Source organism: Bradyrhizobium sp. SZCCHNRI20481 (genome assembly GCF_032485055.1).
In the GTDB taxonomy this organism is placed as follows: Bacteria; Pseudomonadota; Alphaproteobacteria; order Rhizobiales; family Xanthobacteraceae; genus Bradyrhizobium.
Window position 1 is genome coordinate 92,152 of the sequence record NZ_JAUEUE010000018.1, and the last position, 26,797, is coordinate 118,948.

Here is a 26,797-nt window from a genome sequence, read left to right on the forward strand (position 1 = left end):
CTCATCCGCGGGCCTTGCCGGCGCTTTTCTTGGGCGTCGCCTTGGTCGCAGGCTTGGCCGAGGTCTTGGCGGCCTTGGCGACGGGCGCACGCGCCTTGCTGGTGGAGTCTGATTTCGGTTTGGCGGCCGCCTTCTTCGCCACGGCCTTTTTCGCCGGCTTCGGCGTGTCGTCGTCACCGCCGGTCTTCGGCTTGGCCTTGCCGGCAGCCTTGGCCGGCTTCGCAGCCTTGCCCTTGGCCTTCTTGCCGCCGCCCTTGGCGGCGCGCTCGTCGAGCAGCGCAATCGCCTCCGCCAGCGTGATCGTGTCCTTCTCCTTGTCGCCGGGAATGGTGGCGTTGACGCCGCCGGCGGTGACATAGGCGCCGTAGCGGCCGGCCTTGACGGCGACGGGGCCGAGCGACGGATGGTCGCCGAGCGCCTTGCCGGGATCGGCGCCGAAGCGCTTGCTCGGGCCCTTGGCGATCTTCTCGGCAATCAGCGTGACCGCGCGGTTGAGGCCGATGTCGAACACCTCGTCGCCCGCCTCCAGGCTCGCATAGGTCTTGTCGTGTTTCACGAACGGCCCGAAGCGGCCGAGATTGGCGATGATCGGCAGGCCCGTCTCCGGATGGATGCCCACCTCGCGCGGCAGCGACAGCAGCTTCAGCGCATAGTCGAGCTCGAGGCTGGCGGGCGATGTTCCCTTCGGGATGCCGGCGCGCTTCGGCTTCTCGCCTTCGGCGTAATCCTTCTGCTCGCCGAGCTGGATGTAGGGCCCGAAGCGGCCGGCCTTGACGACGACGTCGAGGCCGGTGTCCGGATCCTGGCCGAGCACGCGATCGGCCGTCGCCTCGCTGTCGGCGGCGAGCGGGCGGGTGTAGCGGCATTCCGGATAGTTCGAGCAGCCGACGAAGGCGCCGAACTTGCCGGCCTTGAGGTTGAGCCGTCCGGTGCCGCAGGTCGGGCACTGCCGGACATCGCCACCGTCGTCGCGCGGCGGATAGATGTGGGGCCCGAGCATCTCGTCGAGCGCGTCGAGCACCTGCGCCACGCGCAGGTCCTTGATGTCGTCGACGGCGCCGATGAAGCCGGTCCAGAAATCCTTCAGGACCTGCTGCCAGGCGATCTCGTTGTTGGAGATGCGGTCGAGCTGCTCCTCGAGATCCGCCGTGAAATCATACTCGACGTAGCGGCGGAAGAAGTTCTCCAGGAACGCGACGACGACGCGGCCCTTGTCCTCGCCGTGCAGCCGCTTCTTCTCGAGCTTCACATAGCCGCGGTCCTTCAGCACCTGTAGGATCGAGGCATAGGTCGAGGGTCGGCCGATGCCGAGCTCCTCCATGCGCTTGACCAGCGAGGCCTCGGAGAAGCGCGGCGGCGGCTCGGTGAAATGCTGGGTGACCGCGAGATTCTGTCGCTTGAGCGGCTCGTTCGGGCTCATCTGCGGCAGGCGGCGGCCGTCCTCGTCCTCCTCGTCGTCGCGGCCTTCCTGATAGAGGGCGAGGAAGCCGTCGAACTTGATGACCTGGCCAGTCGCGCGCAGCTCCAGGGTGCGGGCGCCCGCCTTGGCGATGATGTCGACGGTGGTGCGCTCCAGCTCGGCGGATTCCATCTGGCTCGCGATCGTACGGGTCCAGATCAGCTCATAGAGCTTGGCCTGGTCGTCATCGAGCCGCTTACGCAGGTCGGCCGGCTTGCGCGACAGGTCGGTTGGGCGGATCGCTTCATGCGCTTCCTGGGCGTTCTTGGCCTTGGCCTGGTACTGGCGCGGGCTCTCCGGCACATATTTGTTGCCGTAGATCTCGCCGATCACCTTGCGGGCCTGGGTGATCGCCGAGCCGTCGATCTGTACGCCGTCGGTTCGCATATAGGTGATGAGACCGGTGGTCTCGCCGCCGATGTCGATGCCTTCATAGAGACGCTGCGCGATGCGCATCGTGTGCGCCGGCGCGAAGCCGAGCTTGCGGCTCGCCTCCTGCTGCAGGGTCGAGGTGGTGAAGGGGGCCTGCGGGTTGCGCCGCGCGGGCTTGGCGTCGACGGTCGCGACCGTGTAGCTCGCCGCATTGAGCGCGTTCTTGAAATCCTCGGCTTCGGCGCCGGTGCCGATGTCGAGCCGCTGGATCTTCTTGCCGTCGGCGCCGACGAGGCGCGCCTCGAAGGTGTCACCGCGCGGCGTCGCCAAGGTCGCGATCAGCGACCAGTATTCGCGCGGGACGAACTTCTCGATCTCGAGCTCGCGATCGCAGACGAGGCGCAGCGCGACCGACTGCACGCGCCCGGCCGAGCGGGCGCCCGGCAGCTTGCGCCACAGCACGGGAGAGAGAGTGAAGCCCACGAGGTAATCGAGTGCGCGGCGCGCCATGTAGGCGTCGACCAGCGCGCCGTCGATCTGGCGCGGATGCTTCATCGCCTCCGAGACGGCCTGCTTGGTGATGGCGTTGAAGACGACGCGCTCGATCTTCTGATCCTTGAGCGCACGCTTCTCCTTCAACACCTCCAGCACATGCCAGGAAATCGCTTCGCCCTCGCGATCAGGGTCGGTGGCGAGAATCAGCCGGTCAGCGCCCTTCAGCGATTTGGCGATATCGTTGAGTCGGCCGGCCGCCTTGGGATCGATCTCCCAGATCATGCGGAAATTCTCGTCCGGATCGACGGAACCGTTCTTGGCCGGAAGGTCGCGGACATGACCGAAAGAGGCCAGAACCTCGTAGGAGGAGCCCAGATACTTATTGATCGTCTTGGCCTTGGCAGGCGACTCCACGATGACGATATTCATGTATTTCCAATGGCTTAGTGGAAGGATTGAAGCTGGCTTCGCGGGATTCGCGCCGGCTGCGTTGACCCGAACATGGGTGGTGAGGGGGTTCCTGTCAAATCGAGGGATGTTGAAAGGCGATTGCGTTCGACCGGCGAAGTACCTATCAGGTTGTACGGAGCACGATGAGAATCGTGCTCTTTTGAGGTTGTTTTTCGTCAAATTCCTTATGCTGGGTGACGGTTGTTGGCCAAGGCAGTGGACAAAAGCGACCCGGACGTCGAGGTGACGGTGGAGGATCCCGACGCCGCGGCGGCGCTGATCGCCGAGGTGACGGCCAGCCTGTCGCATCTGGCGCAGCGTCATCACCTCGACATGCTCGACTACCTGCTGCGCATGGCGAACCTGGAGGCCGAGGAGCACCTCAGGCTGCGCAGCCGCCACAGGCTCTGCTGACGGCCAGCCGCGCTCAGCGCGGGGCGAGAGCGGTTTCCTCCGGCGCCAGCGTCCGGCCGTCCTCCGCAGTCAGCATCAGCTTGCGAACCGGCCTGCGGTTCGCGCGGTCGACGAGCGCGGTGGCGATCTCGTCCGGGTGCTCGTCGAATTCCTCGCTCCACTGTCGCAGTGCGACCAGGATCGGAAACAGGCCGCGGCCTTTCGGCGTCAGCACGTAGTCGCGATAGGAGCTGCCATCCGCGGCCGGCTCGGTGGTCAGGATGCCACGATCGACCAGCGCCCGCAGTCGCACCGTAAGGATGTTCTTCGCCATGCCGAGGCTGCGCTGAAATGCGCTGAAGCGGCGCACGCCGAGAAAGGCATCGCGGATGATCAGCAGCGACCACCAGTCGCCGATCGCATCCAGCGACCGCGCGATCGGGCAGGCGTCGCCTTCCAGGCTGGTGCGCTTGACCATCACGTCATCCTTGTCCTGTCACCCGCGGGACGGCTGGTACCCTGGCCGCACCAGCGTCTGGTCACGCGCTTGTGTGGTTGCATTATAAAACCGATCGGCCTATGTCGTCTATCGGTTTAATAATGCAACCATATGGAGGCGGGCGTGAGGCTTGCAAACAAGACGGCACTGATTACCGGCGGCAGTAGCGGCATCGGGCTTGCGACCGCCCGCCGTTTTGTCGCGGAAGGCGCCAGGATCGCGATCACCGGGCGCGATGCCGGGCGGCTGGAGGCTGCGGCGCGCGAGCTCGGGCCGAACGCGCTGGCGCTGGTGGCCGATGCCACCGACATCGCTGCGACCGAGGCCGCGGCCGCCCGCGCCGCAGAGCGCTTCGGCAAGCTCGACATCCTGTTCGCCAATGCCGGCATCCCCGGCGCGACCCCGGCCGGAGCAACCAGGCCCGAGGTGTTCGAGCAGGTGATCCGCACCAATCTGACGGGCGTGTTCTTCACCGTTCAGGCGGCGCTGCCTCATCTCAAGGACGGCGCCTCGATCATCCTCAATGGCTCCGTGATCTCGGTGCTGGGCAATCCCGGCTATTCGGCCTACGCCGCCAGCAAGGCTGGGGTGCGCGCGATGGCCCGGGTGCTGGCGTCGGAGCTGTCGCCGCGCGGCATCCGCGTCAACGTGGTTGCGCCGGGCGCGATCCGGACGCCGATCTGGGGCGCCGCGGTCGCGACGCCCGAGGCTGAGAAGATGTTCGAGGCAAGGATCGCGGCGACCACGCCGCTCGGCCATATCGGCGAGCCGGAGAATATCGCCAGCACCGTGCTGTTCCTGGCGTCGGACGATGCCGCGCACATCCAGGGGCAGGAGCTGTTCGTCGATGGCGGCGCCACGAGCTCGCCGGCCGGTGCGCCGATCTATCGGGGATAGGCGCCAGAGAGCAGCCTGTGGCGAGGCCTCGTCACGGTGAGAGACGGTGGCTGCCGGCGGCAGCCACCGTCTCGATCAGGCAGCGAGATCGCCGGCCGTGTGAAGCGCCGTCGCGAGCGCCTGCTCGCGCTGCTCCGGCCCGATCTGGACACCATCGGCCGCGATGAATGTGAGATCCTTGACGCCGATGAAGCTGAAGACCCCGCGCAAATAGGTCTCCAGATGTTCGAAGGCGGCCATCGGCGTATCCGCGCCATAACGGCCGCCGCGCGAGATCGCGATGATCACGCGCTTGTCGCCGGCGAGCCCTTCCGGGCCGTTCGGGCCATATTTGAAGGTCTTGCCCGCGACCGCGATGCGGTCGATCCATGCCTTGAGCTGGCTCGGGATGGAGAAATTGTACATCGGAGCCCCGATCACGACGGTATCGGCGCGGAGAAACTCCTCAAGGACCGCCTGACCGGACGTGATGTCCGCCTCGATGGCTGGATCCGCTGCCGCTCCTCCGCGCATGGTCGCGACATGCGCGCCAGACAGATGCAACAGCGGTTCTGCGGCGACATCCCGATAGGTGACCTCGAGGTCCGGCGTCAGCTGGCGGAGCCGCGCGACGATTGCGGCGGACACCTGACGGCTGACGGAGTGGGGGCCGAGCACGCTGGAGTCGACATGAAGGAGTTGGGTCATCGGGTCAGTCACCTTGGTATTGGTTTGTAACTGGCGCACTATGAGTGACTGTGCTGTAACCCCACAAGAACGCACATTTTTGAAACTCGGGCACAGCCATGACACCTGCGAACAGCCCTGATCCTGGCCTGCCGGCGGAGCCGGAGCACAATGATTGCCGGGGCGTCGCCTCGATCCTGGCGCGCGTCGGCGACAAATGGAGCGTGTTCGTCATCATGATGCTGCAGGACGGGCCGAAGCGCTTCAACGAGCTCAAGCGCCTCGTGGGCGGCATTTCCCAGCGCATGCTGACCCTGACGCTGCGCGGCCTCGAACGCGACGGGCTGGTGACGCGCACGGTTTTTCCGACCATCCCGCCGCGGGTCGACTATGAATTGACCGATCTCGGCCGCGGCCTGTCGCAGCCCGTGCAGGCGCTCGGGCACTGGGCCATCCAGCACCAGGAGCAGATCGAGCGGGCACGAACGCACTTCGACGCACGCAAGGATGCCGACTGAGCGCTAGGTGAGTGACACCATCCCGCCGCCGTGGCGCTCCAGGCGGCCGGCCAGCTCCAGCTCGAGCAGCACCATGCGCAGCACGGCGGGTGACAGACCGCTGATCCGGATCAGGTCGTCGATCGAGACGGGCGTCGGGCCGAGCAGGGCTGTGATCTGCGCGCGGTCGTGGCTTTCGGGATCGGGGGCGAACAACTCCTCGTCCGGCTCGCGCAGCGAAAAGGGCAGCGGCCGCTCCATGATCGGGCCGACGGCCTGGATGATGTCGGCGGCTTCGGTGACGAGCGCGGCGCCCTGCTTGATGAGATCGTTGGTGCCCGCGCAGCGGGGATCGAGCGGCGAGCCCGGGACGGCGAAGACCTCGCGGCCCTGTTCGCCGGCCATGCGCGCCGTGATCAGCGAGCCCGAGCGATGCGCGGCCTCGACGACGACGACGCCAAGCGAGGCGCCGGAGATCAGCCGGTTGCGGCGGGGAAAGTCGCGGGCGCGCGGCTCGTGTCCGAGCGGCATCTCGGAGATCGCGGCGCCGCTGCCACTGATGATGGCGCCGAGCAGGTCGACGTGCTCCGGCGGATAGATCCGGTCATGGCCGCCGGCGAGCACCGCGACCGTGCCGCTGCCGAGGCTCGCGCGATGGGCGGCCTGGTCGATGCCACGGGCGAGGCCGGAGATGATGACGAAGCCGGCCTGACCGAGCTCATGGGCGATCTGGCCGGCGAATTTGAGTCCGGCGGCGGAAGCGTTGCGCGAGCCGACGATGGCGATCATCGGGCGCATCAACGTCTCGCGGGCGCCGCGCACCGCGAGCAGCGGAGGCGCATCCTCGCAGGTGGCGAGGCGGGGCGGATAGCCGTCCTCGTTCGGCGCCCGCAGTTCGACGCCTTGCCGTTTGCAGGCTTCGAGTTCGGCCTCGGCTTCGCCGACCGTGCAGATCCGGCCGGCTCCGGCCGCGCCGCCGCGGCGTGCCAGATCGGGCAGCCGGTCGAGCGCTACGCGCGCGGTGCCGAAATGGTCGAGCAGCGAGCGGAAGGTGCGCGGGCCGACATTGTCGGACCGGATCAGGCGCAGCCGGTCGCGCCGCTCGGTGTCGCTCAGCTCGATCGTCGTGTTGATGGCATCCACGCAAAGCCCCCTTTACCGGGGACTAGAATGGAGCAACCCGAGGACGCAGGGAAGAGGGCGCGCTACGCCGGCGCGACGTCGCGCACATCCTCGGACGCGGATATCGGAGACGACAGCGCCGGCTGATCGCCCTGGATGGCCGGCGTGGTGCCGACCGGAGCCTCGCGCAGCCAGCGCTCGGCGGCGTCGCGTCCGCGCTGGTACAGCAGCTCGATGAAGCTGCTGCCGAGATCGGTCGCATCGCGCTGAGCCAGGGCCTCGATCTCGTCCTCGGCGGCAAGCCGATGAACGCGCGGCGGATGCAGGCCGTCGCTGCGCGCCCATTCGAGCGCCGCGAGCTCGGCGTTCAGGACCGCATTGCCGGCGATCTGGTCGAGACGGCGATCGATCGCGGCCGAGGTCATCGGGACATTGCCGTCGCGCGCGGGCGTGACCTGAACGACCAGCAGGTCGGCGGCGCTGGACTCATGCGCGATCTGGATCAGCGGCGGATTGGTGAGGTAACTGCCGTCCCAATACGCCTCGCCCTCGATGTCGACAGCGGCGTGCAGTTGCGCGGGACAGGTGGAGGCGAGCAGCGCATCCGGCGTGATGCCGGCATTGCGGAAGATCTGCGGCAGGCCGTCACGGGCCCGGGTCGCCGCGATCAGCAGGCGGGGCGCGGCCGGGCCCTGCACGGCGTCGAAGTCGATGGTCTCGAGGAGGATGTCGCGGAGCGGGTCGAGATCGAGCGGGTCGGCGCGTCCGCCGCGCAGCCCCGCGCCGAACGACACCGAGCTGCTCGCCGGCGAGTACGCGCCGATCACCAACAGCGATCGGAACGACGCCTCCTCCATCAGCCGGGTCCAGAACAAAGCGAGCCGGTTGCGGGCTTCGTCGCGGCCGCCCTTGGCGAGCCCGCTCGCGAGCAGCGCGGCGTTGACCGCGCCGGCGCTGGCGCCGCTGATGGTGTCGAAATCGCAACCGGGCTCCTCGAGCAGGCGATCCAGCACGCCCCAGGTGAAGGCCGAGAACGTTCCGCCGCCCTGCAGGGCCAGCGACAGCTTGCGCGGCGGCCACGTCCGGGGTGGTGGCGGCAGCGTGACCGTTGCGATCGTCTCCGCCAGCGTTCGCTCGGGCGTCTCCGCGGCCTTGGTCTCGCTGATCACGGGTGCGCTCGTGGCCGCCATGATCATCTCGGCAACGGCCGGCGCGACATCCGACATGATCGTCGCGGCAGGCGCGACTGCCTCAGGCGTCGGCGCTGGTTCTGCAGCGGCCGTGATGCCGGTCGACCAGATCTCGGCGGCCGAGAGCAGCAGGCTGGCATTCGATCGGGCCGGGGCCGCCTTCTGCTGCGCCGGAGCCTGATCAGTACGGTCATCGTGCGTGGCCGACGAACCGCTGGAATTGGTCTTGCGTAACCACATGCAGGAATCATGACAGGCAATCATGATTCACGCCAGAGTCCCGCGTTAACTTATTAGCTGATGAATCGCCGGTGTTGCTGTGCAGCCGCTGTGAAATCAGGGTGCAACACAGGTTTTCCGTATTTGTCCGGAGTGATTACTTCTTCGCCCCGATCTTGCTCTCGGTGCCCGACTGCAATCGCTTGATGTTTTCGCGATGCATGTAAACGAGCAACAGTGTGAGCAAGGTGAACAAGGCGGCCAGCGCGGTGTGACCGAAAGCCCACAGCACGATGGGCGTCAGCACGCTCGCGACGAGTGCCGCGAGCGATGAGTAGCGGAGCGCGAACGCGGTGGTGAGCCACACCAGGCAGAAGAAGATGGCGCCGGGCCAGAACAGGCCAAGCAGAATACCGATGTAGACCGCCACGCCCTTACCGCCGCGGAACTTCAGCCACACCGGGAACAAGTGGCCGAGGAAGGCGCCGAGGCCCGCGATCATCGCGGCATTCGGGCCGCCGAGATAGCCGGAGATGATGACCGCGGCCGTGCCCTTCAGCGCGTCGCCGAGCAGGGTTGCTGCCGCGAGCCCCTTGCGTCCGGTGCGCAGCACGTTGGTGGCGCCGATATTGCCGGAGCCGATGCTGCGCAGATCCTGCGTGCCGGCCAGCCTGGTCAGGATCAGGCCGAACGGGATGGACCCCAGGAGATAGCCGATGATGAGAGCGAGGGGCAGGAAGGCTTCGGAACCCATCATACCGCTCCTTCCGAGCTTGGCCTTGCGTCAGACATGTTCGAACACGGTGCGGCCGCCGACGATGGTGCGGACCACGCGGCCGGTGAAGCGGGCTTCGTCGAACGGCGTGTTCTTGCACAGCGATTTGAGGTCGGCCGGATCGAGGATCCAGGGCACGTCGGGATCGATCACGATGACGTCTGCCGGCGCGCCCGCCCGCAAGGTGCCGCCGGGCAGGCCGAGCAGCTCGGCGGGCCGGGTCGACATCGCGCGGATCAGGGGCGTCCAGCTCAGCTCGCCATTGTGTACGAGCCGCAGCGCCGCCGGCAGCATGGTCTCAAGGCCGACCGCGCCGCTCGCAGCCTCCGCGAACGGCAGCCGCTTGACCTCGACGTCCTGCGGCGTGTGGTCCGACATGATGACGTCGATCAGGCCCGAGGCCAGCGCCTCGACCAGCGCGCGGCGGTCGACCTCGGTGCGCAGCGGCGGCGTCAGTTTCAGGAAGGTGCGGTAGGGGCCGATGTCGTTCTCGTTCAGGGTGACGTGGTTGATCGAGACCGACGCGCTCACCGTGAGGCCTGCCTCGCGGGCGCGCCTGAGGATGTCGAGCGAGTCGATCGAGCTCAGCGCGGCCGCGTGATAGCGTCCCTTGCTGAGCGCCACCAGGCGCATGTCGCGTTCGAGCACGACGGCTTCCGCTGCGGGCGGAATGCCGTAGAGGCCGAGCCGCGAGGCGAACTCGCCTTCGTTCATGACGCCTTCGCCGACGAGATTGGGATCTTCGGTGTGGTGCACGATCAGGGCGTCGAAATCCCGCGCGTAGGTCAGCGTGCGGCGCATCACCTGAGCGTTCATCACGCTGGTGTGGCCGTTGGAGAAGGCGACGGCGCCGGCAGCGCGCAAGAGGCCGATCTCGGTCATCTCCTCGCCGCGCAGGCCCTTGGTCAGCGCCGCCATTGGCTGGATGTTGACGATGGCGGTGTCGCGCGCGCGGCGCAGCACGAAGTCGACGGTCGCCGAGTTGTCGATGACCGGCTCGGTGCCGGGCTGGCAGATGATGGTGGTGATGCCGCCGGTCGCAGCGGCCTGGCTGGCGCTGGCGAAGGTCTCGCGATGGCCCAGACCCGGCTCGCCGACGAAGGCGCACATGTCGATCAGGCCGGGGGCGACGATCTTGCCGGCGCAGTTGATGACGTCGGTGCCCTCGGGCACGCCGGCCGCGCCGATGCCGCGCTTGAGGTCGCGGATGACGCCGTCGGCGATCAGCACGTCGCCGGGGCCGTCGAAGTCGCGGGAGGGATCGATCACGCGCGCATTGGCGAGCAGGATCGGACGGCGGTCGGTCAGCATGGCGTTTTGTCCCGACTTCTGTATCACGCGTTGGGCAGGTTGCGGGCCAGTGCTTCGAGCACGGCCATGCGCACGGCAACCCCCATTTCGACCTGTTCCCGGATCAGCGATTGTGCGCCATCGGCAACGATGGACTCGATCTCGACGCCGCGGTTCATCGGTCCCGGATGCATGACCAGCGCGTCTGGCTTGGCGTAAGCGAGCTTCTTCTGATCGAGCCCGAAATACTGGAAATATTCCGACGACGACGGCACGAACGAGCCGTTCATGCGCTCGCGCTGCAGCCGCAGCATCATGACGATGTCGGCGCCGTTGAGGCCCTCGCGCATGTCGCGCGCGACCTCGACGCCCATCCGCTCGATACCGGGCGGCAGCAGCGTGGAGGGCGCGACGATGCGGACGCGGGCGCCCATGGTGTTGAGCAGCAGGATGTTGGAGCGCGCGACGCGCGAATGCAGCACGTCGCCGCAGATCGCGATCACCAGCCCCTCGATGCGGCCCTTGTTGCGGCGGATCGTCAGCGCATCGAGCAGCGCCTGGGTCGGATGCTCATGCGCGCCGTCGCCGGCATTGATCACGGAGCCGTCGACCTTGCGAGCCAAGAGCTCCACCGCGCCGGAGGCGTGGTGACGGACCACCAGGATGTCTGGATGCATCGCGTTGAGCGTGACCGCGGTGTCCATCAGGGTCTCGCCCTTGCGCATGGACGAGGACGACACCGACATGTTCATGACGTCGGCGCCGAGCCGCTTGCCCGCGATCTCGAACGAGGACTGCGTCCGCGTCGACGCCTCGAAGAACAGGTTGACCTGGGTCCGGCCGCGCAGCACGGTGCGCTTCTTGTCGACCTGACGATTCAGTTCGACATACTCCTCGGACAGATCGAGGAGACCGGTGATGTCGTGGGCGGAAAGGCCCTCGATTCCCAGCAAATGCCGGTGCCCGAGGACGAAAGTCGATTTCGGAGAGGTTGCCATTAAAGCCAGAGCTATAGGCGCGGTTTCCGCAGGGGGCAAGGCCGAAAGCCGGTGTTCCGAGTTATCCCCCGTTCCGTCTTTCGAGCCTCTCAGGGCGCTCCAAACCGGCGGCTGGCGAGCCATCGCCAGACGAGGTCCGCTCCGATATGCCCTGATCCTGCTGTCGGCGATCGTGCCGGCCTGTGCGAGCGCGTTGCCGTTCGATTTCGTCTATCTCCGCGACATCGACCCGACGATCCTCCAGGACATCCGTTATGCCGGCAGCAACAATTTCGTCGGCCGCCCTTTGCCGGGCTACGGGGCGGCCGAATGCGTCGTGACGCGTGACGTGGCGCGGCGGCTGCAGGCCATCCAAGCCGAGCTGCGGCCGCGCGGCCTGTCGCTGAAGATGCTCGACTGCTACCGGCCGGTGCGTGCCGTGGCGGAGATGCTGGCCTGGTCGCAGGACGGCGTCGAGACCACGGCCGGTCGCCGTTACACTCCGCGCATTGCCAAGCAGGACCTGTTCCGTCTCGGCTACATCGCCGTGCGTTCGAGCCATTCGACGGGTGCGGCGCTCGATCTCACGCTGGTCGAGCTCGCGGCGGATAATTCGGCGGTGTTCGACCCGGCCAAGGACTACGCGGACTGCACCGCGCCCGCAGCGCTACGCGCGCCCGAGGGCAGCGTCGACATGGGAACCGGCTACGACTGTCTAGATCCCAAGGCGCATACCGCCGCGCAAGGATTGACGTCCGAGCAGCGGCGCTGGCGCGATGAGCTGCTCTCGGCCATGGCGCGGCAAGGTTTTGTGAACTATGCCAAGGAGTGGTGGCACTTTTCGCTGCCGGGCGCTGGCGCGACCACTTATGTTTTTCCCATTCGGCCGCGCCGATGATCGATCTGTAGCAGGGCACGGCCATGACGCAGTCTTCCTTCGCGACCCATGAGGTCTTCAACCAGTCGCCGTCATTCGAGGACGTCAACCTGTTCACGGCAGACCAGCCGCTGGTCGACGCGGTGAAGGCCAATGGCGGTGCTGGCGCCGAGCAGGAGCTGTCTGCGTTCGGTGCGCTGTGGGGCTCGGCCGAGATGGCCGAGCAGGGCCGGCTCGCCAACGAGAACACGCCGAAGCTGCGCAGCTTCGACGCCAAGGGCTTTCGGCGAGACGTCGTCGAATTTCATCCGGCCTACCATGCGATGATGTCGCGCTCGGCCGCGGCCGGCCTGCACAATTCGACATGGACGGCAGAAGGCCAGCCCGTCGGCGGCTGCTCGGAGGTGGTGCGCGCCGCGAAGTTCTACATCGCCTCGCAGGTCGAGAGCGGGCATCTGTGTCCGATCACGATGACGCGGGCCTCGGTGGCGGCGCTGGCCGCCCAGCCGGATCTGCTGGCAAGAGCGATGCCGGTCATCGCGACTGATGACTACGATCCGGCGTTTGCGCCGTGGTGGCAGAAGCGCGGCATGACGCTCGGCATGGGCATGACCGAGAAGCAGGGCGGGACCGACGTGCGCGCCAACATGACGCGCGCTGAGCGCACGACCGATGGCTATCGCATCACGGGGCACAAATGGTTCATGTCGGCGCCGATGTGCGACGCCTTCCTGGTGCTGGCGCAGGCCGAAGGTGGCCTGACCTGTTTCTTCATGCCGCGCTTCAAGCCGGATGGCTCGGTGAACGCGATCCAGTTTCAACGCTTGAAGGACAAGCTCGGCAACCGCTCCAATGCCTCGTCGGAGGTGGAGTTCGTCGGCGCCTATGCGGAGCGGGTCGGCGACGAGGGCAGGGGCATCAGCACCATCATCCAGATGGTGCAATTGACGCGGCAGGATTGCGCGATCTCGTCGGCCGGCCTGATGCGCTCGGGGCTCGCGCACGCGCTGCATCACGCGCGCCACCGCATCGTGTTCCAGAAGCATCTCGCCGACCAGCCGCTCATGCAGGCGGTGCTCGCCGACATGGCCGTCCATGTCGAGGCGACGGTGGCGCTGGTGATGCGGCTGTGCCGTGCGTTCGATCGCGCGCATGATGATGCGACGGAGGCCGCCTACATGCGGCTGCTGACGCCCGCGATCAAATACTGGGTGTGCAAGAGCGCGCCGCCGTTCCTGTATGAGGCGATGGAATGCCTCGGCGGCAACGGCTATGTCGAGGACGGCATTCTCGCGCGCCATTTCCGGGAGTCGCCGGTCAATGCGATCTGGGAGGGCTCGGGCAACGTGATGTGCCTCGACGTGCTGCGGGCGCTGGCGCGCGAGGCGGAGGCGGCCGCGCACGTGCTGATGCAACTGAAGGCAGAGACCAGCGGGCTTCCCGGCGCGGCGGAGGCGCTCGCTTTCATCGAGAACAGCTTCCGCCGGCCGGATTCCGAGCGCGTTGCCCGGCTTGCGGTCGAGAAGCTGGCGCTGCTGGCAGCCGCGGCCGCACTCAATTCTGTCACGCCCGCTCACGCCGAACTGTTCGCCGCCACGCGGCTCGCCGCCGTGCATCCGAGCATGTATGGCGCGGTCGATCTCGATCCCGCCGATATCCGTGCCTTGCTGGAGCGCGCCCTGCCTTGACCGATTCTCCTGAAGCCGCCGTCGCGGACTCGCTCGATCCGGCCAATCCACCACAACAGGTCGCGCCTGCGAAACACCAGCCGCGCACGCTCGGCTTCTGGTGGACCGCGCTGTGGGGCTTCGTGATCTTCATCGCGCTGTTCGCCGGCCAGGCTGCGGTGGTCGGCTACTTTCTGCTGATGCGGGACGGGCCGACCGACGCCGCTGCGCTGGTTCACATCGCCAGCCGCGGGCTGACCTTGTCGCTGTCGGTGATCATGGGCCTGCCGGCCGTGCTGCTGGCGGTCTATTTCGCCGTCCGTCACACCCGCACGCCCTTCGCCGAATATCTCGGCCTGCGCTGGACGTCGTGGAAGTATGTCGGCATCGGCATCGTGGGCATGGTGGTGATCGTCGTCGCCTGGGACCTGATGTCACGAGCGACGGGGCGCGAGGTCTCGCCGGGCTTCATGTTGGACGTCCTGAAGACGGCCAAGGGCGACGGCACGGTCTGGCTGATGGTGCTCGCCTTCTGCGTCGCGGCGCCGCTGTCCGAGGAATTGTTCGCGCGCGGCTTCCTCTATCGCGGCTGGTCGGATTCGTTTCTGCGGGTGCCGGGCGCGATCGTCCTGTCGTCGCTGGTCTGGACCGCGATGCATCTGCAGTACGACTGGTACTTCTTTCTCGAGGTGCTCGCGCTCGGCCTGTGGTTCGGCTATCTGCGCTCGGTCAGCCATTCGACCTGGCTGACCGTCGTGCTGCATGGCCTCAACAACCTCGCCGCCACCGTGCAGACCATGTGGCTCGCCAGCGGCCACTCCTGAGCGCGGTGTTCAGCCGGCCCAGGCGATCGCGAGCGGCATGGTCAGCGCCGCCAGCACGGTCTGCAGTGAGATGATCTGCGCCAGCAGCGGCGCGTCGCCGCCCATCTGCTTGGCCAGCACATAGGCGCTCGGCGAGGTCGGCACCGCCGCGCAGATCGCGACCACGACGAGGCTCGGGCCGGTGACGCCGAACCATCCGGCGAGCCCGATCGCGAGGAGGGGCATCAAGACCAGCTTGAGCACGACGCCGAGCGCGGCGGCCGGGCCGGCGCGACGCAAGCCTTCGAAGTGCAGGCCGGCGCCGGTCACCAGGAGGCCGATCGGCAGCGACGCCTGGCCGAGCGCGTCGGCGGCATCATGCCAGAGTTTAGGCAGTGGCACCCGCGCGACGTTGAGCGCGAGGCCGAGGACGCAGGCCCAGATCAGCGGATTGCGCACGATGGTGGCGAGGATCTCGCGGAGCGAGCGGCGGTTCGGCGAGGCATAATGGGCGAGCACCGCGACGCTGAACACGTTGACCATCGGGATGATCGCGATCATCGCGACCGACGCCACCGCAAGGCCGGTGGGGCCGAACAGGCTGCCCGATACGCTAAGCGCGACGTAGGTCTGCCAGCGCGTCGCGCCCTGGAAGATCGAGGTGAAGGCCGGTCCGTCGACGCCGGCGCGCGCGAGCAGCGGCCGCAGGGCGAGGCAGAGCGCGGACATCGCCAGCATCGCCAGGAACAGCGCACCGCCGATGCCGGCCACCGGCACCTTGCTGAGATCCGCCTTGACGAGGCTCTGCAGCAGCAGGGCGGGGAACAGCACGTAGTAGGTCAACCGCTCCAGCCCGTGCCACTGGGTATCGAGCCGCATCAGGCTGCGCCGCAGGCCAAAGCCGATCACGATCAGCAGGAACACCGGCGCCAGCGCCGCGATGACGGGGCCCATGCGACTACTGACCCGAGCGGCGCAGCGTCGTCAGCCGGTCGAGCGCACCCTGCAGGATGAAGATCGCCGCATGCGTATCGATCACCTCGGCGCGTTTGGCGCGGCTGACATCCATGCCGATCAACTCGCGCTCGACCGCCGCCGTCGACAGCCGCTCGTCCCACAGGCCGATCGGCAGGTCGGTAAGGCCGGCGAGATTGCGCGCGAACGCCCGGGTCGATTGCGCCCGCGGCCCCTCGCTGCCATCCATGTTGATGGGAAGGCCGAGCACGAAGCCGACCACCTTGCGCTCGGCGCAAATGGCAAGCAGCCTGATGGCATCGGCCTTGAAGGCCTTGCGCTGGATCGTCTCGACGCCGGTGGCGAGCCGGCGATCGGGATCGGACACGGCGACGCCGATGGTCTTGGTGCCGAGATCGAGGCCGATGAGCGCGCCGCGCTCGGGCCAGCGGCCGGCGGCTTCGACAAGGGGGAGAATGGGGGCGGGCATGGCAATGCGCTTAACACGCAGGCGCGTGGCGAGCCAGCAGGTGAGGGCGTGCATCGCTTCGCCGCCCCGACGAAGCTCGCGCACGCGAGTCGACCGGCCCAGATGTCGAGCGTTGCAGTCTTTCCCGGATGCGCCGGCTTCGGATCATCAAGCGAAGCTGGTGGAGCGCGAGAGCTTGTTCCAGGCACTCACTTCGGCTTTCATGCCCTCGATCTTCTGCTCGACCAGGGCCAGCGCGTCCTCACCGAGGAACAGCCGTACAGGCGGTCTTTCGGCTTCCACGAGGGCAAGCAATGCCTGTGCGGCCTTCGCGGGATCGCCGGGTTGGTTTCCGCTCTTGGCCAATCGGGCGGCGCGAATCGGATCCATGACGGCGTCGTAGTCGGAAATGCTGCGCGGCGTGCGATCCATGGACCGTCCCGCCCAATCGGTCCGAAACTGACCGGGCGCAAGCGCAATGACGCGAATGCCGAAGGCGGCCACTTCCTTGCCGAGCGACTCCGAGATGCCCTCCAGCGCGAACTTGCTGCCGCAATAGAAGCTGATCCCGGGCATGGTGATGAAGCCGCCCATGGAGGTCACATTGACGATATGGCCGCGCCGCCTCGCGCGCATCCCCGGCAACACGGCCTTCATCATCGCGACAGGGCCGAACACGTTGGCGGCGAACTGCCGCTGCAGATCGTCGAGCGAGGACTCCTCCAGCGTGCCCTCGTGACCGTAGCCGGCATTGTTCACCAGTACGTCGATCGCGCCAATCTGCTTCTCGGCCTCTGCCACAGCAGCCGGGATTGCATCGAAATCCGTAACGTCGATCACGAGAGGATGAGCCTTGCCCGCTGCAAGCGCGGCAAAAGCCTCGGCATCGCCGACCCTTCGCACGGTCCCGATCACCCGATGGCCGGCGGCCAGCGCGCCCTTTGCGAACGCTCGGCCCAAGCCCGAGCTGACGCCAGTGATGAGGAAAATCTTCGAATCGGCAGCCGCCATCGTACAACTCCGCATGACAAGGTTATCTATATCATGATATAGATACTGCATGGCACGTGGCAAGACCGAACATTCATCCAGTGGCATGAGAGGCGAGCCGCTTCGTCGGCACGTCCTCGATGCCGCAGAGCGGCTTCTCCGTCAGGGCAGGGCCGATTTCTCGATGCGGGACCTTGCCGCTGAGGCGGGGGTCAGCTTCGCGACGCCGTTCAATCAGTTCGGCAACAAGGCCGCGATCATGCAGGCTCTCTCCATACGTCGGATCGACACCATGGAGGTGCGGTACGCCGCCGCGCCACCATCGAGAGATGCAAATGCCCGCGTGCTATTGGCTATTGATACGGCGGTGGCAGTGATGTTGGAGAATCCAGACGTGAACCGGACCGTGATGGGATGGCTGGGTGCCGCCCAGGCTTCGCCCGGTCAGACGCTGTCCCGATCCACTGCCTTCTGGGCACTGGCCTTGGGGAAGGGAGAGGGACTGAGGGCCGGCCGGCGAGAACAAGCCCTGCGCTGCCTTCCAGAGCAACTCGCCTTCAGTTTCCGCGGCGTGTTGTCCTTCTGGACTGCGGGCGAATTGTCGGATGCGGCGCTCGCCCCGCGTGCGCGAGACATGGCGAGCGCCTTGTTGCTCGGCTACCTAAATTGACGTCCGATAGGGGCGGCTTGATCGACTGACCCGCCGATCCCGGGTCTCTGTCGGCCAGCTTCAGGCGCGCCTGCGGCGGGCTCCTTGTCCAAGGTTTGCTTTCGCAGGACGATTCCCGACTCCTCGTGAGGACGCGGCGCTCCCGGGATGCCCTCACGAGGAGATCGGCGGAGCTTAACGGATCGCGATCGGGTTGATCATGCCCTGGACGCCGCCGCGCCAGCGTGGCTGGCCGAGCACAAACAGGAACTCGTAGCCCTTGTCCTTGGCCAGTTCCGCCGTGTCCATGTTCTCCAGGATGTAGGTCCCGTTCATGGCGAGCAGGATCTGGTGCACCTCGAACAGGTTCGACGACTCGAACGGGATCGCCTCCACCGCCCAGTTGTCGGCGCCGACTGCGACCACACCCTTCGAGGTCAGGTATTTGGCGCCTTCGACGCCGAGACCGGGTTCGCCGGCGCCGTAACGCTTGTCGTCCTTGCCGATCAAACCAAGCCAGCCGGTGTGGAAGATCACGATGTCGCCCTGGCGGATCTCGACGCCCTGCTTCTTGGCAGCTTCCTCGATCTCCTTGACGTTGAACGCCGTGCCTTCCTTGACCACGTCGGTGTTGTAATAGGCGGCCATGTCGAGCAGCACGCCGCGCGCCACCAATGGCGGCACCTTCTCGATGCCGAGCTTCTTCAGGCCGGTCGGATCGGCGAAGTCGAGCAGCTTGTTGCCGTTGTAATAGACGTGCTCGATGCCGAGATGGCCGAGCCCGTCGATCTGGCTGCCGACGCCGACCCAGCCTTCGACGATGTCGTCATTGTAGGTCGCCTTGTTCGGGCCGAGGCCGGGAATTCCGGCCTGGCCCGGCTGCACCACGGTGATCTTGAACGAACGCGGCGGATAGGCCGGCGTCTTGGAATCGACGATCATGCCGAGTGGGTAGGTCTTGCCGGTCTTCACCAGCGAGGCGGCTTTGACCACGAGCTCCGGCGTGATGTAGTTGGCCGCGCCGATCTCGTCCTGTGGGCCCCATTTCGATTTCGTCCAATCCGGGGTCTTGTCCTGGGCATTGGCCGTCCCGATCGCACCCATCATGGCAATCGAGCAGCACAACACGAACGCGTTGCGCATCGCATTTCCTCCGACATGTTGACGTTTGTTGTGTTTCGCGCTGGCCAGCGCCACATCCTAACGTAGTAGAGGATGGCGCGACAAAATTATTTTCGCGCGCGTGCGCTGCACAGCGCCCGAAAGTCGCATCGGTCGAAATGGCCGCGTTTCATGGTCGAGAACGTCATTTCGCGCAATGGAATGTGACGCTCGCCGGCAACGTTCAGTACAATCTCCGGGTGAATCCGCTCAAGCCGCGATGTCGTGATCCCGGCCGGCGAGGCCGGCCATGAAGGCCGAGAGCGCGCTGCTGCGATGCGCCGCGCGGCGATGGATGAACAGTGTTTCGACCTTTGCATGAACTGCATCGAGCGTGTGCAGGCTGACGCTGCCGATCATCTCGTTGCGCGTCAATACGGCGCGTGGCAACAGCGCGACGCCCATGCCGGCGGTGACGCAGCCGATCATGCCGTCGAGCGTGCCGAGCTCGATGCGCGCTGCCGCGGGCCAGCCGAAATCGTTGAAGACCTGCTCCAGCCGCTGCCGGTAGGTGCAGCCGGCCCTGAACACCAGCGCCGTCGGACCGGACGCCGTTGTCGCCGCACGCAGAGCCGGCAGGCTTTCGAAGTGCCGGGCCGTCACCAGCACCAGCTCTTCCTCGAAGGCGATGATGCCCGAGAGATCGGGATGGTCGATCGGGCCGGCCACGAAGGCACCCTCGAGCGTCCCGTCGAGCACTGCGGCCACCAGCTCGGCAGTTGGCGCCGTGCGCAGGCCGAGGGCGACCGCCGGGAAGCGTCGATGAAAATCCGCGAGCAGCGTCGGCAGCCGCACGGCGGCGGTCGTTTCCATCGAGCCGATCATCAGCGGTCCCTTGGGATCGCCGTCGTCGCGCGCCGCGAGCAGCGCTTCGCGCGACAGCGCCGCGATCCGGTCGGCATAAGGCAGCAGGCGCAGTCCGGCATTGGTCAGGGTCATGCCGCGGCTGTGCCGCTCGAACAATGCGGTGCCGACCTCGGCCTCCAGCGCCTTGATCCGCTGGGTCACGTTGGACTGCACCGTGTTGAGGGCTTCCGCCGCGCGCGTGATACCGCCGGTGCGCGCAACAGCCGCGAAAGTCTGGAGGTCGCTCAGCTCCACGGCCAATCTCCGTTTTGAATCTGCGATGGCAGAGTTCTCAAGTATTCATTTTGAGAGAATGTTAGCCGCGCCTAAACTCGCCGTCCAGAGATGAGGAGACTGTGATGCCGCTACGGACGGCGCTGACAGAAGGGCTCGGCATCAGCCATCCGATCCTGCTGGCGCCGATGGATGGGATTGCCGATGCGCGGCTGGTGCGCTCGGTCAGCGGCGCCGGCGGCTTTGGCATTCTGGGCGGCGGCTACGGCAATCGGACGTGGCTCGCGCATGAAATTGCGGAGCTCGAAGGCCTGCGCGCGCCGTTCGGCATCGGCTTCATCACCTGGTCGCTGGCCAAGCAGCCCGATCTGCTCGACATCGCGCTCGCCGCGCGGCCTGCGGCGATCATGCTGTCGTTCGGCGATCCCGCGCGCTTTGCGCCTGATATCAAGTGTGCCGGTGCGCTGCTGATCTGCCAGGTGCAGAGTGAGGTGATGGCGGAGCAGGCGATTGCGGCCGGGGCTGACATCCTGATCGCGCAAGGAACCGAGGCGGGTGGTCATGGCGCGTCGCGGACCACGCTCGATCTCGTGCCGGCGATCGTCGACCTCGCGGCCGGCCGCTTGCCTGTGGTGGCTGCGGGCGGTCTCGCCGATGGCCGCGGCCTTGCGGCGATGCTGATGCTGGGGGCGGAGGGCGTGCTGCTCGGCACGCGCTTTTATGCCAGCCGGGAGGCTGCCGGCGCCGACGAGGCCAAGCGGCGGATCTGCGCGGCAAAATCCGGCGAGACCGTGCGCGGCATCATCTTTGATCTGTCGCGCAACAATGTCTGGCCAGCGCCGTTCACCGGCCGCTGCCTGGTCAACGATCATGCGCGCCGCTGGATGGGGCGCGAGGTCGATCTGCTGCAGCAGGTCGAGACCGTCTCGGCCGACTATATGAAGGCACGCGCCAACGGCAATTTCGACATTGCAGCGGTCATCGCCGGCGAGGCGGTCGGTCTGATCCATGATATCCCACCGGCCGGCGAGATCGTCGCGCGCATCGTCAGCGAGGCCGAGCACATTCTTCAGGGACGGCGCAATTCATCCGCCGTCTCAGCCGAGCAATAGGAGCAGACCATGTGGCCCGATCGCCGTTTCGCTGATCTCGTCAAGACCGACCATCCGATCGTGCTCGCCCCGATGGCGGGCGTGGCCGACGCCGAGCTTGCGATCGCTGTGGCCGAAGGCGGCGGGTTGGGGTCGCTGGCGTGTGCGATGATCTCTGCCGACAAGATGCGCGAGCAGGTCAACATCTTCCGCCAGCGCATTGCCGCGCCGATCAATGTGAATTTCTTCTGCCACACCGCGGTCGAGGCCGATGCGATCAGCGAGGCCGGCTGGAGGCGGCGGCTGGCCTCCTACTACCGCGAGTACGGCATCGATCCCGATGCGGAGGTCCAGGCGGCCAATCGCGCGCCGTTCGATGAAGCGATGTGCCTTGCCGTCGAGGAGCTGAAGCCGGAGATCGTCAGCTTCCATTTCGGCCTGCCTGAGCCCGGGCTGCTCGCGCGCGTGAAGGCGACCGGCGCGGTCGTGCTGGCGTCGGCGACCGTCGTGCGCGAGGCGGTCTGGCTGGAGCGGAACGGCGCCGACATCATCATTGCGCAAGGTGCCGAGGCGGGCGGCCATCGCGGCATGTTCTTGACAGACAAGCTCGCCGAGCAGGTCGGCACGTTTGCTCTCGTGCCGCAGATCGTGGACGCCGTGAAGTTGCCGGTGATCGCGGCCGGCGGCATCGCCGATGCGCGCGGCATTGCCGCTGCGTTCGCACTCGGCGCCTCCGGCGTGCAGATCGGCAGCGCTTTTCTGCGCAGTCCCGAATCCAAGGTCAGCGTGCCGGCGCGCGCGGTGCTGGCCGCCGCCAGCGACGAATCGACCGTCATCACCAACGTGATGACCGGTCGGCTCGCCCGCGGCGTCGCCAACCGGGTGATGCGCGAGGTCGGGCCGATCTCGCCGGATGCACCGGCCTTTCCGCATGCGGCGACGGCGCTCGGACCGCTGAAAGCCGCAGCCGAGAAGCAGGGCCGGGTCGATTTCACCAATCTCTGGGCCGGGCAGGCGCTCCCGCTTGGGCGCGAGATGCCGGCGGCCGAACTGACGCGGATGCTGGCCGCACAGGCTCTGGCGCGGCTGCGGAGCATGGCGGGCTGACACCTCGGGCGGGATGTTGCCCCAGGAAAGTCCAACGGCTGCCGGTTGCGGCGCGAAAGCGGGCTCTGCTATAGGGCGGGTTCACCTTGTCCCGTGAGGCCCTATATAATGTCGGTCGATGCCGCCACCGTCCGCCGGATCGCGCAATTGGCGCGGATCGCTGTCACTGACGCCGAGGTCCCGCATCTGCAGGGCGAACTCAATGCGATGCTGGCTTTCGTCGAGCAGCTGTCGGAGGTCAATGTCGAGGGCGTCGAGCCGATGACCTCGGTGACGCCGATGGCGATGAAGAAGCGTCAGGACGTCGTCAATGACGGCGAGATCGCCGACGACATCGTCAAGAACGCGCCGGCGACCGAGAACCACTTCTTCCTCGTGCCGAAGGTCGTGGAATAGCCAAGGGGTTGGATTGGTCGCTGCTCCGGCGCGATCGACCCGAGCCGTAACCGACAAGCGAGCCAACGCCATGTGCCTGCTCTGCGACGATGAAGCGGCCTACAAGGCCTATATGGACTATCTCGACGCGATGGAGCGGCAGGGCAAGGCCGCCGATCCGGACAAGGCCGTGAACGAGATTCTCGACCAGCTCGAAGCGGCCGCCAATATCAAGAAAGCCTCCCCTGCGAAGAACAAGTTCTTCGCGGACGACCCGGCCGACGACAAGACGCTTTCTCCTTTCTTCTGCAGCCCGATCAACAAATGACCGATTTGACTTCGCTGACGCTCGCCGATGCCCGCAAGGGCCTCGCGAGCAAGACCTTCACGTCGCTCGAGCTGACCGACGCCCATCTCAAGGCGATCGAGGAGGCGCGGGCGCTCAATGCCTTCGTGATGGAGACCCCGGACCAGGCGCGCGCGATGGCGCGCGACGCCGACGCCAGGATCAATAAGGGCGAAGGCGGGCCGCTGGCCGGCATTCCGCTGGGGATCAAGGATCTGTTCGCCACCAAGGACGTCCGCACCACGGCGTGCTCGAAGATCCTCGGCAATTTCGTGCCGCCCTACGAGTCGACCGTGACCTCGCAGCTCTGGCGCGACGGCGCGGTCATGCTCGGCAAGCTCAACAATGACGAGTTCGCCATGGGCTCGTCGAACGAGACCTCGTGCTTCGGCCCGGTCGGCAACCCGTGGCGCCGCGAGGGCTCCAACACCACCTTGGTGCCGGGCGGCTCGTCCGGCGGCTCGGCTTCGGCGGTGGCCGCGCTGCTCTGCATGGGCGCGACCGCAACCGACACCGGCGGCTCGATCCGCCAGCCGGCGGCGTTCACCGCCACCGTCGGCATCAAGCCGACCTATGGCCGCTGCTCGCGCTGGGGCATCGTCGCCTTTGCCTCATCGCTCGACCAGGCCGGGCCGATCGCGCGGACTACCCGGGATGCGGCGATCCTGCTGCGCTCGATGGCCGGCCACGATCCGAAGGATACGACCTCGGTCGACATCCCCGTGCCGGACTACGAGGCGGCGATCGGCAGGTCGGTGAAGGGCATGAAGATCGGCATTCCCAAGGAGTACCGGCTGGACGGCATGCCGGCCGAGATCGAGAAGCTCTGGAGCGAGGGCGCGGCGTGGCTGAAGGCGGCCGGTGCCGAGCTGGTCGAGGTGTCGCTGCCGCACACCAAATACGCGCTCCCGGCCTATTACATCGTGGCGCCGGCCGAGGCGTCCTCGAACCTCGCCCGCTACGACGGCGTCCGCTATGGCCTGCGCGTGCCGGGGAAGTCCATCGGCGAGATGTACGAGAACACCAGGGCCGAAGGGTTTGGCGCCGAGGTCCGCCGCCGCGTCATGATCGGAACCTATGTGCTGTCGGCCGGCTATTACGACGCCTATTATCTGCGCGCGCAGAAGGTCCGCACCCTCATCAAGAAGGATTTCGAGGACTGCTTCGCCAAGGGCGTCAACGCCATCCTGACCCCGGCGACACCGTCGGCCGCCTTCGGCATCGGCGAGAAGGGCGGCGCCGACCCGATCGAGATGTATCTCAACGACATCTTCACGGTGACCGTGAACATGGCGGGACTGCCAGGCATCGCCGTGCCCGCCGGCAAGGACAGTCAGGGGCTGCCGCTCGGGCTGCAACTGATCGGCCGTCCGTTCGACGAGGAGACGCTGTTCTCGCTCGGCGAGGTCATCGAGCAGGCGGCGGGACGCTTCACGCCGGTCCGGTGGTGGTAAGCGTCGCCGATTTCAAGACGAGCCTCGCGGGCGACGCGCCCGCGGCCGGACTGTCGCCCGTGCTGACCGGCCTGTGGTGGCTGGCGAAGGGCGACTGGGACCGCTCGCACAAGATCATTCAGGACGAGACCGGCCGCGACGCGGCCTGGGTGCACGCGCATCTGCATCGCGTCGAAGGCGATCTCGGCAATGCCGCCTACTGGTATCGGCAGGCCGGGCAGCCCGTCGCCAAGGATGCATTGGATATCGAATTTGAGCGGATCGTCTCCGCGCTGATGGGGAGTTGAGGGCCATGACGGCAACCAGCGGCAAGCTGATGAAGGGCGCCACCGGCGACTGGGAGGTCGTGATCGGCATGGAGATCCATGCCCAGGTCACCTCGAAGTCGAAGCTGTTCTCGGGCGCCTCGACCGCGTTCGGCGGCGATCCCAACAGCCACGTCTCGCTGGTCGACGTGGCGATGCCGGGCATGCTGCCGGTCATCAACGAGGAGTGCGTCCGCCAGGCGGTGCGCACCGGGCTCGGGCTGAACGCCAAGATCAACCTGCGCTCGGTGTTCGACCGTAAGAACTATTTCTACCCCGACCTGCCGCAGGGCTATCAGATCAGCCAGTACAAGGATCCGATCGTGGGCGAGGGCGAGGTCGCGGTCGAGCTCGACGGCGGCAAGACCGCCACGATCGGCATCGAGCGCCTGCACCTCGAGCAGGATCCCGGGAAGATGCTGCACGACCAGTCGCCGTCGCTGTCCTATATCGACTTCAACCGCTGCGGCGTGGCGCTGATGGAGATCGTCTCCAAGCCGGACATCCGCGATGCCGAGCAGGCCAAGGCCTATGTGACCAAGCTGCGCTCGATCCTGCGCTATCTGGGCACCTGCGACGGCGACATGGAGAAGGGAAGCCTGCGCGCCGACGTCAACGTCTCCGTGCGCAAGCCGGGCGGCCCGCTCGGCACCCGCTGCGAGATCAAGAACATCAACTCGATCAATTTCATCGGCCAGGCGGTCGAGGCCGAGGCGCGGCGCCAGATCGAGATCATCGAGGACGGCGGCGCGATCGAGCAGGAAACCCGGAGGTTCGATCCCGACAAGGGCGAGACGCGCTCGATGCGGTCCAAGGAGGAGGCGCACGACTACCGTTACTTCCCGGACCCGGACCTGTTGCCGCTGGAGTTCAGCCAGGCCTTCGTCGACGAGCTGAAGGCGGGCCTGCCGGAGCTCCCGGACCAGAAGAAGGCGCGCTTCATTGCCGATGTCGGCCTCTCGCCCTATGACGCCTCGGTGCTGGTGGCCGAGCGCGAGAGCGCGGCGTTCTATGAGAGCGTGCTGGAGGCGCTGTCCGACCGGGCGCGCGACGGCAAGCTCGCCGCCAACTGGGTGATCAATGAGCTGTTCGGCCGGCTCAACAAGGAGGGCCGCGACATCGCGTCCTCGCCGGTGTCGGCTTCTCAGCTCGCCGCGATCGTCGCGCTGATCGGCGAGGGCACCATCTCCGGCAAGATCGCCAAGGACCTGTTCGAGATCGTTTGGAGCGAGGGCGGCGAGCCGCGCGAGCTGGTCGAGAGCCGCGGCATGAAGCAGGTGACCGACCTCGGCGCGATCGAGAAGGTGGTCGACGAGATCATCGCCGCCAATCCGGACAAGGTGGCGCAGGCGAAAGCGAAGCCGCAGCTGGCCGGCTGGTTCGTCGGTCAGGTGATGAAGTCGTCGGGCGGCAAGGCCAATCCGCAGGCGGTCAACGACATCCTGAAGAGCAAGCTCGGCATCTGAAACGGCGATCGCTCGTCTTCGTTCCAGCGGCGCGCACACGGTGCGCGCCGTTTTGTTTGACCCGACGACTTCGCGAATCGCTGCGCGCGATTCGCAAAAAAGCCACCATTGCCGAGCGTTCGAACGCACACGAGGGCGTGTGCAATGAAAATTTTTTCGTTGCCAAAATTTACGACTCAGAGTCCGCGCGCCGCCTTCATCGTGCGAGTCCGCGCCTTGCGATGTGCACGCCGCCACTTTCGCGCTGTCATGTAGCAGTTCAGAAAATGCTTGCAGCGTAGGCTTTTTCTGCAATGTCTATCAGTAGCGCGCTTGGCGTCGCGCGCAGCCGCGTGCGCGTTTGCGATGTCGAACCTCGCACTGCTTCGCGCGTTGCGTCAGCCGCGTGCGCGCGCGCCTGTCAACACTTCCTTAAGCCGGAAGCTGTTTTTTTTCACTCGTTGGTGTATCGATGAGGAGTGCAGCTCGATTCCCGAGTGCACGCATCGACTAAGCCATCTCACATCGGAGGGCAACATGGCCAAGAAAGCGAAGAAGGCGAAGAAGGCAGTGAAGAAGGTCGCGAAGACCGCGGCGAAGAAGACTGCCAAGAAGACCAAGAAGGTCGCCAAGAAGAAGTAACTCTCGCAGTCCTTGCGAGATGAGTCCGGCAGCTGATGCCGGCACGTCGTTGGAACGCAGGTCGGCATAGCTCCTCGCGAG

At 66.6% G+C, this 26,797-nt stretch carries 27 protein-coding genes; 14 read left to right on the top strand and 13 right to left on the bottom strand.

Translation table 11 applies throughout. From position 1 onward, the window contains the following. Nucleotide 1 precedes the first annotated feature (1 nt). A complete protein-coding gene (topA, locus tag QX132_RS26755; RefSeq protein ID WP_315812823.1) occupies nucleotides 2-2,755 on the bottom strand; it encodes a type I DNA topoisomerase in 2,754 nt (917 codons plus the stop codon). 225 nt (nucleotides 2,756-2,980) lie between these two features. On the opposite strand from topA, the gene QX132_RS26760 reads away from it, so the two are divergent. Next, a complete protein-coding gene (locus QX132_RS26760; protein WP_315740362.1) occupies nucleotides 2,981-3,190 on the top strand; it encodes a hypothetical protein in 210 nt (69 codons plus the stop codon). A gap of 13 nt (nucleotides 3,191-3,203) precedes the next feature. Here QX132_RS26760 and QX132_RS26765 read toward each other — a convergent pair whose 3' ends face one another. Beyond that, the gene (locus tag QX132_RS26765) at nucleotides 3,204-3,647 is read right to left on the bottom strand and encodes a helix-turn-helix domain-containing protein (protein ID WP_316163275.1); all 444 of its coding nucleotides are present in this window, start codon (nucleotides 3,645-3,647) and stop codon (nucleotides 3,204-3,206) included. Nucleotides 3,648-3,791: 144 nt separating this feature from the next. Here QX132_RS26765 and QX132_RS26770 point away from each other — a divergent pair, with 144 nt between their 5' ends. Then, on the top strand, nucleotides 3,792-4,565 hold the full coding sequence (locus QX132_RS26770) for a glucose 1-dehydrogenase (protein ID WP_315775218.1): 774 nt from the start codon (nucleotides 3,792-3,794) through the stop codon (nucleotides 4,563-4,565). A 75-nt stretch (nucleotides 4,566-4,640) separates the two neighbouring features. Here QX132_RS26770 and QX132_RS26775 read toward each other — a convergent pair whose 3' ends face one another. After that, nucleotides 4,641-5,252 (bottom strand): FMN-dependent NADH-azoreductase, encoded by a 612-nt coding sequence (locus QX132_RS26775; protein ID WP_316163276.1) that lies wholly within the window; start codon nucleotides 5,250-5,252, stop codon nucleotides 4,641-4,643. Between the two features lie 98 nt (nucleotides 5,253-5,350). Here QX132_RS26775 and QX132_RS26780 point away from each other — a divergent pair, with 98 nt between their 5' ends. Continuing rightward, a complete protein-coding gene (locus QX132_RS26780; RefSeq protein ID WP_316163277.1) occupies nucleotides 5,351-5,749 on the top strand; it encodes a helix-turn-helix domain-containing protein in 399 nt (132 codons plus the stop codon). Between the two features lie 3 nt (nucleotides 5,750-5,752). On the opposite strand, the gene dprA is transcribed toward QX132_RS26780, so the two are convergent. The 5 genes from dprA to QX132_RS26805 all read right to left on the bottom strand — a co-directional run bounded on the left by dprA (nucleotide 5,753) and on the right by QX132_RS26805 (nucleotide 11,322). After that, entirely contained in the window at nucleotides 5,753-6,871 is a 1,119-nt protein-coding gene (gene dprA, locus QX132_RS26785) for a DNA-processing protein DprA (RefSeq protein ID WP_315812820.1), read from the bottom strand. Between the two features lie 62 nt (nucleotides 6,872-6,933). Further along, nucleotides 6,934-8,280, bottom strand: coding sequence for a patatin-like phospholipase family protein (locus tag QX132_RS26790; RefSeq protein ID WP_315812819.1), 1,347 nt, complete (start codon nucleotides 8,278-8,280; stop codon nucleotides 6,934-6,936). A 136-nt stretch (nucleotides 8,281-8,416) separates the two neighbouring features. After that, a complete protein-coding gene (gene plsY, locus QX132_RS26795) occupies nucleotides 8,417-9,013 on the bottom strand; it encodes a glycerol-3-phosphate 1-O-acyltransferase PlsY (RefSeq protein WP_316163278.1) in 597 nt (198 codons plus the stop codon). Nucleotides 9,014-9,043: 30 nt separating this feature from the next. Then, complete coding sequence (locus tag QX132_RS26800; protein ID WP_316163279.1) at nucleotides 9,044-10,345, bottom strand: dihydroorotase; 1,302 nt, start codon at nucleotides 10,343-10,345, stop codon at nucleotides 9,044-9,046. 23 nt (nucleotides 10,346-10,368) lie between these two features. Then, the gene (locus tag QX132_RS26805; RefSeq protein ID WP_315740287.1) at nucleotides 10,369-11,322 is read right to left on the bottom strand and encodes an aspartate carbamoyltransferase catalytic subunit; all 954 of its coding nucleotides are present in this window, start codon (nucleotides 11,320-11,322) and stop codon (nucleotides 10,369-10,371) included. 151 nt (nucleotides 11,323-11,473) lie between these two features. On the opposite strand from QX132_RS26805, the gene QX132_RS26810 reads away from it, so the two are divergent. The 3 genes from QX132_RS26810 to QX132_RS26820 are packed head-to-tail and all read left to right on the top strand — an operon-like array spanning nucleotide 11,474 to nucleotide 14,669. After that, on the top strand, nucleotides 11,474-12,199 hold the full coding sequence (locus QX132_RS26810) for a M15 family metallopeptidase (RefSeq protein ID WP_316163314.1): 726 nt from the start codon (nucleotides 11,474-11,476) through the stop codon (nucleotides 12,197-12,199). Between the two features lie 23 nt (nucleotides 12,200-12,222). After that, nucleotides 12,223-13,866 carry an acyl-CoA dehydrogenase family protein gene (locus QX132_RS26815; RefSeq protein WP_316163280.1) on the top strand — a complete coding sequence of 548 codons (1,644 nt, stop codon included), beginning with the start codon at nucleotides 12,223-12,225 and terminating at the stop codon, nucleotides 13,864-13,866. Then, nucleotides 13,863-14,669, top strand: coding sequence for a CPBP family intramembrane glutamic endopeptidase (locus QX132_RS26820; protein ID WP_315784495.1), 807 nt, complete (start codon nucleotides 13,863-13,865; stop codon nucleotides 14,667-14,669). Before QX132_RS26815 ends, QX132_RS26820 begins: the two co-directional genes overlap by 4 nt. A gap of 9 nt (nucleotides 14,670-14,678) precedes the next feature. Here QX132_RS26820 and QX132_RS26825 read toward each other — a convergent pair whose 3' ends face one another. The 3 genes from QX132_RS26825 to QX132_RS26835 all read right to left on the bottom strand — a co-directional run bounded on the left by QX132_RS26825 (nucleotide 14,679) and on the right by QX132_RS26835 (nucleotide 17,082). After that, a complete protein-coding gene (locus QX132_RS26825; protein WP_316163281.1) occupies nucleotides 14,679-15,602 on the bottom strand; it encodes an AEC family transporter in 924 nt (307 codons plus the stop codon). 4 nt (nucleotides 15,603-15,606) lie between these two features. Beyond that, nucleotides 15,607-16,092: a Holliday junction resolvase RuvX gene (gene ruvX, locus QX132_RS26830; protein ID WP_316163282.1), complete on the bottom strand. Its 486-nt coding sequence runs from the start codon at nucleotides 16,090-16,092 to the stop codon at nucleotides 15,607-15,609. Between the two features lie 147 nt (nucleotides 16,093-16,239). Further along, on the bottom strand, nucleotides 16,240-17,082 hold the full coding sequence (locus QX132_RS26835) for an oxidoreductase (protein WP_315798007.1): 843 nt from the start codon (nucleotides 17,080-17,082) through the stop codon (nucleotides 16,240-16,242). A 49-nt stretch (nucleotides 17,083-17,131) separates the two neighbouring features. Between QX132_RS26835 and QX132_RS26840 the strand changes: the two genes are divergently transcribed. Then, the gene (locus tag QX132_RS26840; RefSeq protein WP_315784489.1) at nucleotides 17,132-17,731 is read left to right on the top strand and encodes a TetR/AcrR family transcriptional regulator; all 600 of its coding nucleotides are present in this window, start codon (nucleotides 17,132-17,134) and stop codon (nucleotides 17,729-17,731) included. Nucleotides 17,732-17,905: 174 nt separating this feature from the next. Here the strand turns inward: QX132_RS26840 and QX132_RS26845 are convergent, their stop codons facing one another. Beyond that, nucleotides 17,906-18,853 carry a cyclase family protein gene (locus tag QX132_RS26845; RefSeq protein WP_315740280.1) on the bottom strand — a complete coding sequence of 316 codons (948 nt, stop codon included), beginning with the start codon at nucleotides 18,851-18,853 and terminating at the stop codon, nucleotides 17,906-17,908. A 228-nt stretch (nucleotides 18,854-19,081) separates the two neighbouring features. Continuing rightward, complete coding sequence (locus tag QX132_RS26850; protein ID WP_316163283.1) at nucleotides 19,082-19,972, bottom strand: LysR family transcriptional regulator; 891 nt, start codon at nucleotides 19,970-19,972, stop codon at nucleotides 19,082-19,084. Between the two features lie 104 nt (nucleotides 19,973-20,076). Here QX132_RS26850 and QX132_RS26855 point away from each other — a divergent pair, with 104 nt between their 5' ends. The 7 genes from QX132_RS26855 (at nucleotide 20,077) to gatB (ending at nucleotide 26,095) form a co-directional block, all read left to right on the top strand. Next, nucleotides 20,077-21,063 carry a nitronate monooxygenase gene (locus QX132_RS26855; RefSeq protein ID WP_315740278.1) on the top strand — a complete coding sequence of 329 codons (987 nt, stop codon included), beginning with the start codon at nucleotides 20,077-20,079 and terminating at the stop codon, nucleotides 21,061-21,063. A 9-nt stretch (nucleotides 21,064-21,072) separates the two neighbouring features. Further along, the gene (locus QX132_RS26860; RefSeq protein WP_316163284.1) at nucleotides 21,073-22,149 is read left to right on the top strand and encodes a nitronate monooxygenase family protein; all 1,077 of its coding nucleotides are present in this window, start codon (nucleotides 21,073-21,075) and stop codon (nucleotides 22,147-22,149) included. 108 nt (nucleotides 22,150-22,257) lie between these two features. Then, nucleotides 22,258-22,545, top strand: a complete 288-nt coding sequence (gatC, locus tag QX132_RS26865) for an Asp-tRNA(Asn)/Glu-tRNA(Gln) amidotransferase subunit GatC (RefSeq protein ID WP_316163285.1) — start codon at nucleotides 22,258-22,260, stop codon at nucleotides 22,543-22,545. Between the two features lie 70 nt (nucleotides 22,546-22,615). Continuing rightward, nucleotides 22,616-22,852: a hypothetical protein gene (locus QX132_RS26870; RefSeq protein WP_316163286.1), complete on the top strand. Its 237-nt coding sequence runs from the start codon at nucleotides 22,616-22,618 to the stop codon at nucleotides 22,850-22,852. Then, nucleotides 22,849-24,324 carry an Asp-tRNA(Asn)/Glu-tRNA(Gln) amidotransferase subunit GatA gene (gene gatA / locus QX132_RS26875; protein WP_316163287.1) on the top strand — a complete coding sequence of 492 codons (1,476 nt, stop codon included), beginning with the start codon at nucleotides 22,849-22,851 and terminating at the stop codon, nucleotides 24,322-24,324. Before QX132_RS26870 ends, gatA begins: the two co-directional genes overlap by 4 nt. Next, a complete protein-coding gene (locus tag QX132_RS26880) occupies nucleotides 24,315-24,611 on the top strand; it encodes a hypothetical protein (RefSeq protein ID WP_315740273.1) in 297 nt (98 codons plus the stop codon). Before gatA ends, QX132_RS26880 begins: the two co-directional genes overlap by 10 nt. A 5-nt stretch (nucleotides 24,612-24,616) precedes the next feature. Beyond that, complete coding sequence (gene gatB, locus QX132_RS26885) at nucleotides 24,617-26,095, top strand: Asp-tRNA(Asn)/Glu-tRNA(Gln) amidotransferase subunit GatB (protein ID WP_315784483.1); 1,479 nt, start codon at nucleotides 24,617-24,619, stop codon at nucleotides 26,093-26,095. Nucleotides 26,096-26,797: the final 702 nt, after the last annotated feature.

What these genes read in the sequence shown, in the direction of transcription:
- QX132_RS26825 (WP_316163281.1), bottom strand. Translation starts at nt 15,602, where the DNA reads ATGGGCCCCGTCATCGCGGCGCTGGCGCCGGTGTTCCTGCTGATCGTG.
- QX132_RS26780 (WP_316163277.1), top strand. Translation starts at nt 5,351, where the DNA reads ATGACACCTGCGAACAGCCCTGATCCTGGCCTGCCGGCGGAGCCGGAG.
- plsY (WP_316163278.1), bottom strand. Translation starts at nt 9,013, where the DNA reads ATGGGTTCCGAAGCCTTCCTGCCCCTCGCTCTCATCATCGGCTATCTC.
- QX132_RS26790 (WP_315812819.1), bottom strand. Translation starts at nt 8,280, where the DNA reads ATGTGGTTACGCAAGACCAATTCCAGCGGTTCGTCGGCCACGCACGAT.
- QX132_RS26870 (WP_316163286.1), top strand. Translation starts at nt 22,616, where the DNA reads ATGTGCCTGCTCTGCGACGATGAAGCGGCCTACAAGGCCTATATGGAC.
- QX132_RS26805 (WP_315740287.1), bottom strand. Translation starts at nt 11,322, where the DNA reads ATGGCAACCTCTCCGAAATCGACTTTCGTCCTCGGGCACCGGCATTTG.
- gatB (WP_315784483.1), top strand. Translation starts at nt 24,617, where the DNA reads ATGACGGCAACCAGCGGCAAGCTGATGAAGGGCGCCACCGGCGACTGG.
- gatA (WP_316163287.1), top strand. Translation starts at nt 22,849, where the DNA reads ATGACCGATTTGACTTCGCTGACGCTCGCCGATGCCCGCAAGGGCCTC.
- QX132_RS26765 (WP_316163275.1), bottom strand. Translation starts at nt 3,647, where the DNA reads ATGGTCAAGCGCACCAGCCTGGAAGGCGACGCCTGCCCGATCGCGCGG.
- QX132_RS26840 (WP_315784489.1), top strand. Translation starts at nt 17,132, where the DNA reads ATGGCACGTGGCAAGACCGAACATTCATCCAGTGGCATGAGAGGCGAG.
- QX132_RS26845 (WP_315740280.1), bottom strand. Translation starts at nt 18,853, where the DNA reads ATGCGCAACGCGTTCGTGTTGTGCTGCTCGATTGCCATGATGGGTGCG.
- topA (WP_315812823.1), bottom strand. Translation starts at nt 2,755, where the DNA reads ATGAATATCGTCATCGTGGAGTCGCCTGCCAAGGCCAAGACGATCAAT.
- QX132_RS26835 (WP_315798007.1), bottom strand. Translation starts at nt 17,082, where the DNA reads ATGGCGGCTGCCGATTCGAAGATTTTCCTCATCACTGGCGTCAGCTCG.
- QX132_RS26855 (WP_315740278.1), top strand. Translation starts at nt 20,077, where the DNA reads ATGCCGCTACGGACGGCGCTGACAGAAGGGCTCGGCATCAGCCATCCG.
- QX132_RS26800 (WP_316163279.1), bottom strand. Translation starts at nt 10,345, where the DNA reads ATGCTGACCGACCGCCGTCCGATCCTGCTCGCCAATGCGCGCGTGATC.
- ruvX (WP_316163282.1), bottom strand. Translation starts at nt 16,092, where the DNA reads ATGCCCGCCCCCATTCTCCCCCTTGTCGAAGCCGCCGGCCGCTGGCCC.
- QX132_RS26815 (WP_316163280.1), top strand. Translation starts at nt 12,223, where the DNA reads ATGACGCAGTCTTCCTTCGCGACCCATGAGGTCTTCAACCAGTCGCCG.
- gatC (WP_316163285.1), top strand. Translation starts at nt 22,258, where the DNA reads ATGTCGGTCGATGCCGCCACCGTCCGCCGGATCGCGCAATTGGCGCGG.
- QX132_RS26860 (WP_316163284.1), top strand. Translation starts at nt 21,073, where the DNA reads ATGTGGCCCGATCGCCGTTTCGCTGATCTCGTCAAGACCGACCATCCG.
- QX132_RS26775 (WP_316163276.1), bottom strand. Translation starts at nt 5,252, where the DNA reads ATGACCCAACTCCTTCATGTCGACTCCAGCGTGCTCGGCCCCCACTCC.